Below are 13,581 nucleotides of genomic sequence, written 5' to 3'. Positions count from 1 at the left end.
GGAGTCGGCTCCGGACGCCGAGGGCTGCTCCGCCTCGGACCCCGGCGGCTGCTCGGACACTGGCGGCTGCTCGGACTCGGGCTCAGGTCTTGCCGCCCGCTCGGCTTCTGCCGGTACGGGCCGCACCCCTCTCGTTCCGGGACTACGTCATCGGCCTGGAGGAGCGGCGCACCACGGACGCCCATCACGCGGCCCGTCGCTACTGGGAGCGCCGCTCCCGTGAACTGCCGCCGGCCCCGGCACTGCCGGCCCGCCCGTCCGGCACCGGACGGGCGGGAGGCACCGAACACCGGGGCGCCCCGCTCAAACGGCTCGGCACCCGGCTCGACGCGGCGGCCTGGGGGCGTTTCCGCGACCACGCGGCGGCCTCCGGGCTGACCGCCGGAACCGCGCTCTTCACCCTCTTCGTCGAAGCCCTCCACCGTTGGTCGGACGGGGCCGCCGGAGCGCTCACCGTGCTCGCCTCGCACCGGCCGGGCAACGATCCCGGTCTCCAGCGGGTCTGGGGCAACGCCAGCACCACCGTGCTGGTCGGTTACGGACCGGCGGAGACCGGGGTCTCCTTCGCCGATCGGTGCCGCGGGTCCCGGGGCGGCCTGTACGCCGACCTGGCCGCGCTCGAGGTCTCCGGGGTCGAGGTGGGCCGCGCCCTCGCCGGCGGCGCCGGTGGAGGAAGCCCGGTTCCCGTCGTGTTCACCAGCGGCCTCGACCTGGTCGACGGCGCACCCGGCGGTTTCCTGCTCCCGCTGCCCGGGGCCCGCCTCGTGCACAGCTCCATCAGCACGCCGCAGGTACTCCTCGACCACCAGGTGTACGAGGAGGCGGGGGAGCTGGTCTGCAACGTCGACTACGCCGAGCACGCCTACCCGCCCGGCATGATCGAGGAGCTGACCGCCTACCACCGTGCCCGTCTCCAGGCGCTCTCCGACGCGGAGTCGGCCTGGCACGCCACGGGGCCGGTGCCGCTCCCCGCCGAACACCTGCTGGCGCGGCGGCAGGCCAACGACACCTCCGCGGACCTGCCCACGGGGACGCTCCACTCCTTCGTGCTGGACCGCTGTCGCACGGCCCCAAAGACCCCCGCCGTACACGACGCGGAGGGCACGGTCAGTCGCGCCGAGCTCGACCTCGCGTCCGAGCTCCTCGCCCGCCGGCTGACCGGCCTCCGCACCGCCGACCGGGTCGCGGGGCCCGTGCTCGTGGGCGTCCGCGTTCCGCGCGGGCGGGCACAGTCGGTCGCCGTACTGGCCGTGCTGCGGGCGGGGGGCGCATACGTGCCGATCGACCCCTCCTGGCCCGCGGCGCGCGTCAGCACCGTGCTGCGCCACAGCGGCGCGCGGGCACTGATCACCGCCCCCTGGCCGGGTGCGGCGGAGGCCGTGCCGGAGGGGGTGGAGGTGGTGCCCTGGACCGGGGCGGACGCTCCGGCCGGCGCCCCGCCGGAGGACTCGGCGGACGTCGACCACACCGGTGGTCCGCTCGACCGCACCGCCTACGTCATCTACACCTCGGGGTCGACGGGGACGCCGAAGGGCGTCGTCATCCCGCACGCCGCCGCCGTCAACACGCTCCGCGACCTCACCGGTCGCTTCGCCCTGACCGAGCACGACAAGGTGCTGGCCGTCTCCTCGCTCGCGTTCGACCTCTCCGTCTTCGACCAGTTCGCGCTGCTCGGCTGTGGCGGCACCGTCGTGTGCCCTCCGGAGAGTCCCGTACCCGATCCGGAGGCGTGGGCCGCGTGTGTGCACCGGCACGGGGTGACCGTGTGGAACTCCGTTCCCGCCCTGCTGTCGCTCACCCTGGAGTACCTCGGGGAGCAGGCGCGCGAACTGCTCGCTTCGCTGCGTCTGGTGATGCTCAGCGGCGACTGGGTGCCCCTCCCGCTCGTCGAGCGGCTGGCCGAGGTCTGTCCGGACGCCGAAGTGATCGCGATGGGCGGCGCCACCGAGGCATCCATCTGGTCGAACTGGTTCCGGACCTCGGAACAACCCGGGGACTGGCAGAGCGTCCCCTACGGGACCCCCCTTGCCAACCAGACCATGCACGTGCTGGACCGGGAGCTCGCGGACGCGCCGTCCTGGGTCCCCGGGGACCTCCACATCGGCGGCGCGGGCGTGGCCACGGGCTACCTCAACGACGGGGAGCGGACCGCGGCGTCGTTCTTCCCCCACCCCGTCACGGGGGAGCCCCTCTACCGGACGGGCGACCGGGCCCGGTACCGCGCCGGGGGCGTCCTGGAGTTCCTCGGGCGCACCGACCACCAGGTCAAGGTCAACGGATACCGAGTCGAACTCGGTGAGATCGAGATCCAGTTGACCCGCATCGCAGCGGTGAAGTCCGCCGTCGCCCTGGTCGACACCTCGCGCGGCGAGCCGTTCCTCGCCGCCTTCGTCGTCCGGCCCGGGTCCGGAGAGGGCCCGAACGGCCGCTGCGGCCGGGTCGCCACCGATCAGGCAGAACTTCGGGAACGGCTCGGGGAGGCCCTTCCCCCCTACATGGTGCCCGCAGCCGTGCTGGAGATCCCCGAACTGCCGCTCAGCGGCAACGGCAAGGTGGACCGCCGGGTCCTCCTCGACTTCCTCTCCGCGGAGGACCCGGCCGGCGGACCGCCGGATCCGGGCTCCGCCCCCTGGCCCCCGGTCGGGGCGCCCGCCGCGGCGCCGGCCACGCCGTTGGAGGAACGGCTCCTCGCCCTGTGGCAGGAGTTGCTCGGCCCGGCCGCCCGCGGGGTGGACGACGACTTCTTCGCCCGTGGCGGCAACTCCCTGACGGCGGTGCGGCTGTTCCGCGCCGTCGAGGCCGCCTTCGGACGCCGGCTGCCACTGGGCTCGCTCTTCCGCCACCGGACGGTGCGGGCCCAGGCGGCGCTGCTGGCGGACACGGCACCCCGGGCCGGGGGGACCGACCTACTCACCGTGCTCGGCGGCACCGGCGAGCAGCGGGTCGTGTTCGTCCACCCGGTCGGCGGTGACGTGCTGTGCTACCAGGAGATCGTGGACGCCGTGACGGCCGGTGAGGACGGCGCCGGCCGTGCCACCCTGTACGGCGTGCGGGCCTCCGGGCTGCATCCGGAAGAGACGCTCGCGGGCAGCCTCGACGCCATGGCCGAGCAGTACGTGCGCACGCTCCTCAAGGAGCTGCCGGACGGCCCGCTGCACCTCGTGGGCTGGTCGATGGGCGGGACGATCGCCCTCCACATGGCCGGGATGCTCGAACGGGAGGGGCGGGCCGTTTCGTCGCTGACCACGGTCGACTCGTTCACCGGACGCGGTGACGGCTCCGTTCCCGGTCTCACGGCGCGGCTGAGTGGCTTCTTCGGCGACCTGACCGGGCGGCCCGACCCGCTGCGGCGACTCGTACCCGAGACGGAAGGGGGTTCTGAGGCGCTGCGGCTGACGGGGGCCCATGACGCACTGGTGACCGCAGGACTCCTGCAACGCCCTCTGGAGGAAAAGGAGTTGTTCCGCCTTTTCGCGGTGTACCGCAACAACTCCGAACTGCTGGAGCGGCACGCGCCGACCGTCTGGCCGGCCGCCGGCACCCCCGACGTCCACCGGTCGTTCCCGACCTGGCTGTTGATCCGGGCCGAGCACACGGCGCAGGACGCGTTCCCCTCGCTCCTGCCGCTCGACCGGGCACTGCCGGGCGCCGGGCGGCTCGACGTCGTGGCGGAGGACCACTTCTCCGTCGTACGAGGAGCGGGGGCGGCACGCGTCGCCCGTCGCATCGCCTCGGTGACCGGGGCCCACGGCCCGTCCGACCCGACTCTCGACCAGGACCACGCATGAGACTCCTCTCGACCGAGCGCGCGCTGCTCGACCGGGTACTGCCCGGCTTCGACGCGAAACTCACGGACTGGGGCACCACCGCCGCCGAGGACCCGCGGACCGGGGCGGTCGAGGCCTTCCGGGCCGCAGGGGGCGGCAACCTGCTGATCCCCACCGCCCTGGGCGGCGTCGGGCTGGGCTGCCGCGACGGCGTCCGCCTGCAGCGGGCCGTCGGCAGCAGGGCCCCGTCCCTGGCCGTCGCCTCGACGATGCACCACTACAAGGTGGCCTGGCTGGCCCGCTGCGGGGACCGACAGGCCGCCGGTACCGTCCTGCGACGGATCGCGTCGGAGCGGCACCTCGTCGCCTCCTGCGGCGCGGAGGGGAACATCGGCAAGAGCGTGTTCACGCCCGGCATCGAGGTGGTGGCGGCGCCCGGTGGCCTCTTGGTCTCCGGAACCAAGCAGCCCTGCTCCCTGACGCGTTCGCTGGGACTGATGTCACTGTCGGCGGCCGGTCCGGCCGGCAGTCCGTACCAGGGACAGCTGCTGATGCTGATGCTTCCCGTCACCACGGGGATCGCGCGGCGCCCCTTCTGGGGCAACCGCGTCCTGCGGGCGACGGAGACCGACGCCCTCGCCCTCGACCGAGCGTTCGTCCCCGAGGAGATGGTCATTCCCCTAGGCGACCCTTCGGCCTCGCCCTGGCGTTTCACCTCCAACCTGCTCTGGTTCCAACTCCTGATCACCGCCGCCTACCTCGGCATCGCCACCGGGCACGTGGAGCGCCTCTTCACCGAGGAGCGCAGCACACCGGGCGACCGCGTCGCGGCCCTGGCGCCGCTGGAGACCGCGGCGGCGGCCCTCGACTCGCTGGCCTCGGAGCTCGACGCGAGCGGCGTCCGGGGGGCGGCCCCCGACGGCGACCCGGGCGGCGACGACGCGCTCGGCCGCGCGCTGTTGGTCCGGTACACGGCGCAGCGCGCGATCGCGGAGGCCACCGACCGGGCGCTGGAGCTCGAAGGCGGCATGCCCTTCGTGTCGGGTGGACCGGGGTCCGAACTGCTGTTGGCCAGCCGCGCGTTGGCCTTCCATCCACCGGCCGAGGTGGCTGTGCGCGAGCGTCTCGACCGCTGGCTCCGGGGCGGCGGTCTCACCCTCGTGTGACCGCTCGTCCGTACTCCCCGCCCCTCACCCGTTCCTTCCCGCCCCTGCGAGGCGCCTCGGCAGGCGCCGCATGAGGAGTCTCCATGATCGTCCTCGGCCTCCACTTCGGCCACGACGCCGCCGTCAGCGTTCTGCGCGACGGGGCGATCGCCTCGTACGTGCTGCGCGAGCGGCACACCCGCGTCAAGCACGCGGCGACGCTCGACGTGGCCACGGTCCGCCGGGCCCTCGGCGCCGCCGGTGTCGGTGCCGCCGAGGTGGACGCGGTGGCCGTCTGCTCCACCCAGGGGGTCGAGCTGATCGCCGACGACCCGGCGACGCTGTCGGTGGAGTACGCCGCGACGGACCCCTTCGATCGCCCCTGCAGCCTCCTGGAGGAGGAGCCGGACGCCGCCTCCCTGCGCGGCAGCGGGGAGTTCCTCGACTTCCTCTACGACGCGAACCTGGCGGCGACCTGGCTGGGCCGGTCGTACGCCAAGCTGTTCCCCGAGCACACCGGCCTGGAGCGGTCCGCGATCCGCGCGACGCCGTGGATCGACGACTACGTCTCCGATCCGTCCTGGGCCGGCGGCCGTGGCCTCGCCGAGATCGCGGCGACCCCCTCCTCCCCCCAGGACCGGCTGCGGTACGGCTTCCACCTGCCCGTGCGGGTGAGCTTCGACGGCGTCACCGTTCCGGGGTACGCCGTCCACCACCACCTGGCGCACGCGGGGTCCACGTACTACGCCTCCGGCTTCCGGGAAGCCGCCGTCCTCACGCACGACGGCTACGCGGAGGGCGAGGGCTACCACAGCGGCATGTACTACCTGGGCCGCGGCGAGGCCCTGTACCCGCTCGCTCCGCACCACCTGGGGCTGGGCGGGTTGTACGACCGGGTCGGTGCCGCATTGGGCCTGGGGGTCGTCGGACCGGCCGGCAAGCTCATGGGGCTGGCCGCCTACGGCCGTCCGCGCTTCTACTCCTCGCGCTTCCTCGGCAACCACCACGACCTGCGGGGACGACTCCGCACCGACGTGGCCACGGCGTGGCTGCGCCACTGTCGCCGCGAGGCGGAGCGACTCGGCCACGACCTGGCCCCGTACGGCGATCCCCGGCAGGCCACCGCTCCGATCAACGCCGACATCGCGGCGAGCACCCAGAAGCTGTTCGAGGAGGTGCGCATGGAGGCCGTCCGCGCCCTGCACGCATCGCTGGGCGCGGCGGGGGTGACCGTCGCCGATCTGTGCATGTCCGGGGGCACGGCGCTCAACTGCCCTTCCAACAGCCAGGTGGCGCAGGAGGGGCCCTTCCGCCGCGTCTTCGTCGAACCCGCCTGCGACGACGGCGGCATCGCCACCGGAGCGGCCCTCGCCGTGTACCACTCGATCCTCGGCCGTCCGCAGGCGGAGCAGACCGGTCCGGGACCGGTGTTCCCCTCGCCCTATCTGGGCACGCCCGCGACGGACGACGAAGTGGCGACGGCCGTACGGGCCGTCGGGGACGCCGTCGTCGTCGAGCGGTTGGAAGGGGCCGGGCAGATCGCGGAGCGGGCGGCGGAGGACCTCGCCGCCAACCGCGTGGTGGCCTGGTTCGAGGGCGGCAGCGAGGCGGGCCCGCGTGCGCTGGGCCACCGCTCGATCATGGCCGACCCCCGGGACGCCGGGAACTGGCAGCGGGTGAACAGGATCAAGGCCCGTGAGGCGTGGCGTCCGTTCGCGCCGGCGGTACTCGCCGAACACGCCGCCGACTGGTTCCGGGACGTGCCGCTGCCCTCCCCGTACATGCTCTTCAACGCGACCGTGCGGCGGGCGGAGATCCCGGCCGTCACGCACGTGGACGGAACGGCGCGCATCCAGACGGTCGACGCGTCCGCCGGTCTCTACCACGCGGTGATCGCGGCCTTCCACGGCCGTACCGGGGTGCCGGTGGTGATGAACACCTCCTTCAACGGGCCGGGAGAGCCGATCGTCGAACTCCCCGAGGAGGCGCTCGCCCTCTTCCTCAAGACCGAGCTCGACGTCCTGTACCTGGACGGCCTGCGCATCACCCGGGCCTGATCCGACCCGCCGAAAGGAAACCCATGGACATCACGGACTCCCCGGTGACCGCCGCCCGCTGGAGCGGCGACGTGCTCGCGGTGGGCGTCTTCGCCGAGGACGCCCCCCTGCTCGACCGGCCGTGGCCGCGCGACCTGGACGCGGCTCTCGGCGGGGCGTTGCAGCGGCTGCTCTCGTACGACTCCTTCGACGGCGGCAGGGACGAACTGGTCGTCGGGCCCGGCGTGCCCGGACGGTGCGATCGGCTCGTGCTGTTCGGCCTGGGCCGCCCCGGGGAGGCGACCGGGCACACCGTGCGGCGGGCCGGTGCGGCCGTGGCCCGGACCCTGACGACCGGCCCCAACCAGCGGGTCGCCGTCGCGCTGCCGTCGTGGCGGGCCGGTGAGCTGGACGTGACCGAGCACCTGGCGGAGGGGCTGAGCCTCGCCGTGCACTGCGGCAGGTGGAACGTCCTCGAAGACCGGTTCCGCGCGGACTACGGATCCGACCTGCCGCGGGAGCCGAAGACGGTCGAGCTGCTCGGCAGCGGGGTCGCCGGCACGGTACTCCGTGCCTCGGAGGCCTTCACCGACGCCGTCGTCCGGGCGCGCGAGTACGTCGCCGCACCCGCCAACGTCATCACCCCGGACCGGCTCGCGGCCGAGGCGTCGGCACTGGCCGCGCACGAGGGCTTCGAGGTCGAGGTGTGGGACGCGGTCGAGGCGCAGGAACAGGGGCTGACCGGGTTCGCCGCCGCCGTCGCCGGCAGTGCCGATCCGGCCCGCCTCGTTCGACTCAGCTACCGGCCCGAGGCCTCCGACCTGCCCCCGGTGGCCGTGATCGGTCTGGGGCTCACCCACGACGACCGTGGAGTGGCGCGCTCCGGCGGCGCCGTCGAGGGTGCGAAGAAGCACATGGCGGGAGCCGGGGCCGTGCTCGGGGCCGCGGCGGCGCTCGCCGCGCTCGGCGGGCGCCGTGAGACGCACCTGATCCTGCCGGCCGCGGCCAAGGCGGAGGGACCCGGCGCGCTGCGGACCGGGGACCTGGTCACGACGGCGTCCGGTGCGACCGTGGAGGTGAACCACGAGGACGGGCACGGACGGCTGATGCTGGCGGACGCCCTGCACCTGGCGGGCCGGCTGGGTGCGCGGTCCACCGTCAGCGTCTCCGCGCTCGGGCTGCCGGTCGCCGCCGCGCTCGGTCCCAAGGCGGCGGGGCTGTGGAGCACCGACGAGGCGCTTGCCGCGCAACTGACCGGGGCCGGCCGAATGGCGGGCGAACTGCTCTGGCCGCTGCCCTTGGTGGAGGAGTACGGGGACGAGCTGTGGGCCCCGTTCGCCAACATCAGGGTCGCCGGTCCGCACAGCGGGGACGGCGCCACGGCCGCGGCCTTCCTCCACCGGTTCGCGCCCCCCTCCTGGGCGCACCTGGAAATCACCGAGCCCGCCTGGTCGCCGCGGATCGACGGCTACTACAACGCCGGTGCCACGGGCTTCGGCACCGGCACCCTCGCCCGCTGGTTGTGCGGGCGCTGACCGCCGTCCGTCCCCGTTCTCAGGAGCCCCCGTGTACGTACCCGATCTGTACCGCGCCGAGGAGCTGGCCCTCCACCACGAGGTGATCGAGCGTCATCCGTTCGGGATGCTGGCGGCCGTGGTGGACGGCCGGATCCACGGCACGCACATTCCGTTCGTCCTCGACAAGGGGCCCGAGCACGGGCCGAACGGGAGGCTGCGGGGCCACCTCTCCAAGGCGAACCCGGTGGTCGCGGCGCTCCGCGCCGGCGAGGAGCTGATGGTCGCCTTCGTCGGCCCTCACTCCTACATCTGCCCGGACGACTACGCCTCGGAACCGCACTTCCCCACGTGGAACTACGCGGCCGTGCACGCGTACGGCCGGCCGCGGGTGGTGGAGGGGGACGAGGAGCTGCGGCAGTTGGAGGACCTGATCGCGAACGAGGAGGCGCGGTTCCTGCCGAAGGTGCCCTGGACCCTGGACCGGGCCCCCGGCGAGCTCGTCGCGAGCTTCCGGACCAGGATCGTCGCCTTCGAGCTGCCCGTGGACCGGCTGGACGGAATCGTGAAGTTCGGCCAGAACAAGCAGCCCGAGGACATCAGGGCCCAGATCTCTTCGTTCCGTGCCCGCGCCGTCGATGCGGCGGCCTCGGCGTCCGCCGTCGCGGACCGCATGGAATCCCACAACACCGAGAAGCTGGCGCTTCAGCCCCCGACCCGAAAGGCGCAGTGAAACCATGTCAGGAGCAATTGATTCCGCTGTTCCGCCCTCCCCCGAAGACACCCGGGAGAGGTTGTCGACCATGTGGCGGGACCTTTTTGGAGAGCCCGACATGCGCATACGCGAGGACGACGACTTCTTCTCGTTGGGCGCCTCTTCGCTGCTGGCGATGCGGATGGCCGTGGCCGCCTCCGAGGAGTTCCACGTGGCGGTCAGCATCGTCGCCGTGGCCGAGAACCCCACCCTGGCGGGACTGGCCGACCACATCGCGGGCCTGGTCGGGGAGGGCGGTGAGCGCGAGGAGGGCGAGCTGTGACCGGCTGAGCACTCGCCCCGGCCGCGCGACGGCTCCGGCTCCGTGACCAACCGGTCGGACGGTGGCGGTACCGCGGCCTGCTGATCCGGCCCCGGCGACCCCGAACGAGGGTCCGCCGGGGCCGTGGATCGGTCCGGTCAGGTGGTGTAGCCGGAGTTGAGCTCGACGTACGCCTCGGTCAGATCGCAGCCGTAGACGGTGAACTCGCCGTCGGCGATGCCGAGGTCGACGCGGATGACGACCTCGTCCCCGGAGAGGTAGGCACGGGCGCGCTCCAGCATCGCGTCGTCCGGCTCCTCGGGAAACATCTCCAGGTCTCCGTAGTGGATCCGCACCCGGGCCGGCTCGATGTCGAGGTCCTCGTCGAGCTTGCCGATGGCCATCGCCACCCGTCCCCAGTTCGGGTCCGCGCCGTGTACGGAGGTCTTGACCAGCGGGGAGTTCACCACCACCTTGCCCACCCGCTTGGCCTGGGCCGTGTCCCTGGCACCGGTGACCTGCACCTCCAGGAGTTTGGCGGCGCCCTCGCCGTCCGAGGCGATGTTCCGGACCAGCGACAGTGCGACCCGGTACAGCACCTCCTCGAACTCGGCCTCGTCCACCGGGCCCGCCAGGCCGTTGGCGAACACGGCCGCGGTGTCGCTGGTCGAGGTGTCCGTGTCGATGCTGAGCGCGTTGAACGTCTTGTCCATCACGCGCCGGAAAGCGGCGTCGAGCCGGTCCGCGTCGAGCTGGGCATCGGTGAAGAAGAAGGTCAGCAACGTCGCCATGTTGGGCTCGATCATGCCGACCCCCTTGGCGATGCCCACGATCACCGCGTCGCCACAACGCATGTGAACGGACTTGGCCCGGGTGTCGGTGGTCATGATCGCGGCGGCAGCCGCCTCGAAGTCGGCGGGCGGCAGCGGCGCCGGCATCTTGGCGATGCCCTCACGAATGCCCTCGATGGGGTAGGGCCGCCCGATCACTCCGGTCGAGCCGATCACCAGTTCCTCGGGCAGGACCCCGGCCTTCTCGGCGGCGAGCCTGCGCACCTCCTCCGCGTGTGCGGCACCGACCTTGCCGGTCGCCACATTGGCGTTCCGGGAGATGACGACCATGCCGCGGCTCTGCTGCCGGGCGGTGTCCTCACGGCTCAGGACCACGCTGGGGCCGGCGAAGCGCGACTTGGTGAAGACCGCAGCGGACACGGCCGGCACCTCCGACACCACCACTGCGAAGTCGTGGGCGACGTCCTTCAGGCCCATGTTGGCGGTGTACGAGCGAAATCCCTGCGGTACTGCCAGTTCCATGATCAATCGCCTTCCCTCAGCGTGTGTGGCGCACATCTCCACTATCGCATCGAAATTCGATGCACAGCATACTTACTTACTCCAGGGTGTCATGGAACCACGCGTGGAGCGCATGGATCCACGATCAAGTGCCTTGCGGGAAAAGAAATGACGGAGACAACGCCCCGGCCGCTGCGACAGGGGGCACCACATCGCCCTCCGCGCATAAAGGCATGCCGACCCTGCCCAGACTCAGGGATGGTCGAGCCATCCCCGGGCCATGGCCCGGGCGCCCGCCTGGAAGCGACTGTCAGCTTCGAGCCGTTCCATCACATCGGTCATCAGCCGACGCAGAGTGCGGGAGGACACCCCGAGGCAGCGCGCGATCGCCTCGTCCTTGTGCCCCTCGGCCAGCATCCGCACCAAGGCCCGCTCCCGCTCGTCGAGCTCGGACCCGGCCGCTTCGACCCCTTCCCGAGGCCCCCGGCCCACCGACTCCCCGATCGGCGGCACGACGGCGCCGTGCACCCAGCAGTGCTCGAAGATCTGGACGAGGACGTGGACGAGCTCCGGCCCCTTGAACTCCAACGCGGCGAACCGGCCCTCACGCGGAAGGGTGGAGGCGTACCCGAGCACACCGTCCACCACGATCAGCCGGAGCGGCAGGACGGAGGCCACCCGCACCTCGGCCCCCGCTTCCTGCAGGTTCATCAGATGGGCCCGCCCGTAGGGAATGCGGACCATACAGTCGAGGTGGATCGAGCGCATCGCCACACCGCGTTCAAGGACCTGCTGGTTCCGCTCCATGCTGTCCGCGAGCATGGCGGCCGAGAGCGGAGCACCCGGATGCATGCTGAGGACCTCCTTGCGGGCCCTGGCCGCCGCACCCTCCAGGGCGGAAACGACCTCGGCCTCGTTCTCCAGGAGGGTCACCCCTAAGGCACCACCACCGGTCGCCTGCATGGCCATCAGGTTCTCACTCAACGCCGCGAGGACGAACCTCCCTTCGCGCAGCTCCTCCAGTCGCCGCCGCAGCGACGCCTCCTCGCGTTCGAGCACCCGCGCGAGGGCCACCTCGGGAGACGCGGGCATCGGTCGCACCGCATTCGGGCGGACCAGCCCGCGGTCCACCAGGAAGTCCATCGCGGAGTCGAGCGTCTGCGGCCCCGCCCTGAGGTGCTCCTGGGCATCCCGCAGGGTCGAACCGGGTGCGGTGACGAAAAAACGGAACAGCTCCTGGACGGCATCGCTTCCCACGTTCACCGGTCGACAACTCCCCCACATAGTGGCGCACCTGACGGAGGGATACTGCGCGAGGCATATGTATGCATGCAAGCTCACGCTTCACGATGCCCCGTTCACTCGATTCGAGCAAAGCATCCCATTCATCCTTACATCACACCTCCCAGGCGGTATGCGACACCAGGATCTTCGGCGAACCTCGCCCGACGCTCGGATTCTTCGGGGCTGCCGGACGATTGTCGTCCGATCCTCCACCGTCTCGGCATTCGAGAAAAAAGCGTCCATGTCCGCTTTCTGTCATGTCCTCTCGCGGACACCGGTCGCCCCTGTACCACCGTCCACCGCCTGATCATGCTGGGGGTGACCGCCGGAGCGCACGAAGACCATCCGGCCGGAGTTCATCCTTCCTGGGAGAGTCGATTCACGTGAGTGCACGTCATATGTCCGCGGGTACCCGTTCGAACTGGACCCGCATGTGCCGGAACTCGGCATCGATCGCGGCCGCGATCGTGGCCGCGGCGGGACTGGCAGCGGCGGCGTCGACCGCGTTCCAACCGGACCACGTCCGCCCTGCGCTCGGCCTCCAGCAAGACGAACTCGCCGTGACCAAGAACGACTTCGCCTGGGGCTGACCGGCACCCACCGGTTCATCGTCGTGACGGTCCGCGTCACGCCGCCTCGACGTCCGAGGCCACGACATTCCGATCCCCCGGGAGGGCTGCCGCGTGTCATCCACCAGTACGACGACGGCGACGAGCATGAAGTGCGGGGTGCTGCCCGGCGGGGTCGCCCTCGTCGAGTTCTCGCACGCGCACGAACAGAATCCGTTCAGCAGGGCACGGATGCGTGAACTCACCCAACTCATGCTGGACCTGGACGTCAACGACGCCGTGGCCTGTGTGGTCCTGTACGGCGGCCCGAACCGCTCCTTCGGCGCCGGGGGCGACTTCAACGAGGTGTCGGAGTTCCACGGCGGCGACGAGGTCGACGCCTGGATCGACGACATCACCACCCTGTACGCCACCGTCGCCGGCATCTCCAAACCCGTCGTGGCCGCCATCGACGGATACGCGATCGGCGTCGGGCTGCAGATCGCGCTCTGCTGCGACCTGCGGATCGGCAGTCGTTCGGCCACGCTCGTGATGCCGGAGTTCCGAGTCGGCATCGCCTGCAACTTCGGCGGCTACATGCTGGAGACGGTGGTCGGTCGGGGCGTCATGCAGGACATGCTCTACACCTGCGACGAATGGTCGGCAGAGCGTGCCCTCGCCGATCGGTTGCTCCACGAGGTGACCGGTCCCGAGGACCTGCTGGACCGGGCGCTCGACCGGGCGCGCCGCATCGCCGGCTACACCACCGCTGCCGTCCAGTCGACCCGGGCCCGGGTGAACGGCCCCTTCGTACGCGGCCTGCAGCGGGTGCGCGAGGAGGGCAAGCGGTCCCACCGCACGGCCTTCTCCGCGGGCGAGGCGCAACAGCGGATGCGGCGGGTCATCGGGAAGGCCTGACACGGCACCGGTGGTGGGCGGTGGTGCCGCCGGCCACCACCGGTGGACGCCCGTGCCCGCC

General features: G+C 72.0%; 10 protein-coding genes. 8 read left to right on the top strand and 2 right to left on the bottom strand.

The window, feature by feature from the left end:
- Positions 1-89 precede the first annotated feature (89 nt).
- From ACFW2Y_RS29410 to ACFW2Y_RS29385, 6 genes are all read left to right on the top strand, one after another.
- Complete coding sequence (locus ACFW2Y_RS29410) at positions 90-3,788, top strand: amino acid adenylation domain-containing protein (protein WP_384885221.1); 3,699 nt, start codon at positions 90-92, stop codon at positions 3,786-3,788.
- Complete coding sequence (locus tag ACFW2Y_RS29405) at positions 3,785-4,933, top strand: hypothetical protein (protein ID WP_384885219.1); 1,149 nt, start codon at positions 3,785-3,787, stop codon at positions 4,931-4,933. Before ACFW2Y_RS29410 ends, ACFW2Y_RS29405 begins: the two co-directional genes overlap by 4 nt.
- 83 nt (positions 4,934-5,016) lie before the next feature.
- Entirely contained in the window at positions 5,017-6,969 is a 1,953-nt protein-coding gene (locus tag ACFW2Y_RS29400) for a carbamoyltransferase (RefSeq protein WP_384885217.1), read from the top strand.
- A gap of 23 nt (positions 6,970-6,992) precedes the next feature.
- A complete protein-coding gene (locus tag ACFW2Y_RS29395) occupies positions 6,993-8,483 on the top strand; it encodes a leucyl aminopeptidase family protein (protein WP_384885215.1) in 1,491 nt (496 codons plus the stop codon).
- A 31-nt stretch (positions 8,484-8,514) separates the two neighbouring features.
- On the top strand, positions 8,515-9,195 hold the full coding sequence (locus tag ACFW2Y_RS29390; protein ID WP_384885213.1) for an FMN-binding negative transcriptional regulator: 681 nt from the start codon (positions 8,515-8,517) through the stop codon (positions 9,193-9,195).
- On the top strand, positions 9,101-9,499 hold the full coding sequence (locus ACFW2Y_RS29385; RefSeq protein ID WP_384885223.1) for an acyl carrier protein: 399 nt from the start codon (positions 9,101-9,103) through the stop codon (positions 9,497-9,499). Before ACFW2Y_RS29390 ends, ACFW2Y_RS29385 begins: the two co-directional genes overlap by 95 nt.
- Before the next feature lie 137 nt (positions 9,500-9,636).
- Here the strand turns inward: ACFW2Y_RS29385 and argJ are convergent, their stop codons facing one another.
- Together argJ and ACFW2Y_RS29375 are read right to left on the bottom strand one after the other, a co-directional pair.
- Positions 9,637-10,791, bottom strand: a complete 1,155-nt coding sequence (argJ, locus tag ACFW2Y_RS29380; protein ID WP_384885211.1) for a bifunctional glutamate N-acetyltransferase/amino-acid acetyltransferase ArgJ — start codon at positions 10,789-10,791, stop codon at positions 9,637-9,639.
- Between the two features lie 231 nt (positions 10,792-11,022).
- Positions 11,023-12,033, bottom strand: coding sequence for a LuxR C-terminal-related transcriptional regulator (locus ACFW2Y_RS29375; RefSeq protein WP_384885210.1), 1,011 nt, complete (start codon positions 12,031-12,033; stop codon positions 11,023-11,025).
- Positions 12,034-12,437: 404 nt separating this feature from the next.
- Between ACFW2Y_RS29375 and ACFW2Y_RS29370 the strand changes: the two genes are divergently transcribed.
- Positions 12,438-12,644, top strand: a complete 207-nt coding sequence (locus tag ACFW2Y_RS29370; RefSeq protein ID WP_384885208.1) for a hypothetical protein — start codon at positions 12,438-12,440, stop codon at positions 12,642-12,644.
- 93 nt (positions 12,645-12,737) lie between these two features.
- Positions 12,738-13,520 (top strand): enoyl-CoA hydratase/isomerase family protein, encoded by a 783-nt coding sequence (locus ACFW2Y_RS29365; RefSeq protein ID WP_384885207.1) that lies wholly within the window; start codon positions 12,738-12,740, stop codon positions 13,518-13,520.
- Positions 13,521-13,581: the final 61 nt, after the last annotated feature.

The sequence above is a fragment of the Streptomyces sp. NPDC058877 genome (genome assembly GCF_042742855.1).
Classification (GTDB): domain Bacteria; phylum Actinomycetota; class Actinomycetes; order Streptomycetales; family Streptomycetaceae; genus Streptomyces.
This window is presented reverse-complemented; position numbering and strand designations above follow the sequence as displayed.

Bases quoted from the DNA above. Each gene is read 5' to 3' on its own strand.
- ACFW2Y_RS29405 (WP_384885219.1), top strand. From the start codon at position 3,785: ATGAGACTCCTCTCGACCGAGCGCGCGCTGCTCGACCGGGTACTGCCC.
- ACFW2Y_RS29400 (WP_384885217.1), top strand. From the start codon at position 5,017: ATGATCGTCCTCGGCCTCCACTTCGGCCACGACGCCGCCGTCAGCGTT.
- ACFW2Y_RS29395 (WP_384885215.1), top strand. From the start codon at position 6,993: ATGGACATCACGGACTCCCCGGTGACCGCCGCCCGCTGGAGCGGCGAC.
- ACFW2Y_RS29385 (WP_384885223.1), top strand. From the start codon at position 9,101: ATGCGGCGGCCTCGGCGTCCGCCGTCGCGGACCGCATGGAATCCCACA.
- argJ (WP_384885211.1), bottom strand. From the start codon at position 10,791: ATGGAACTGGCAGTACCGCAGGGATTTCGCTCGTACACCGCCAACATG.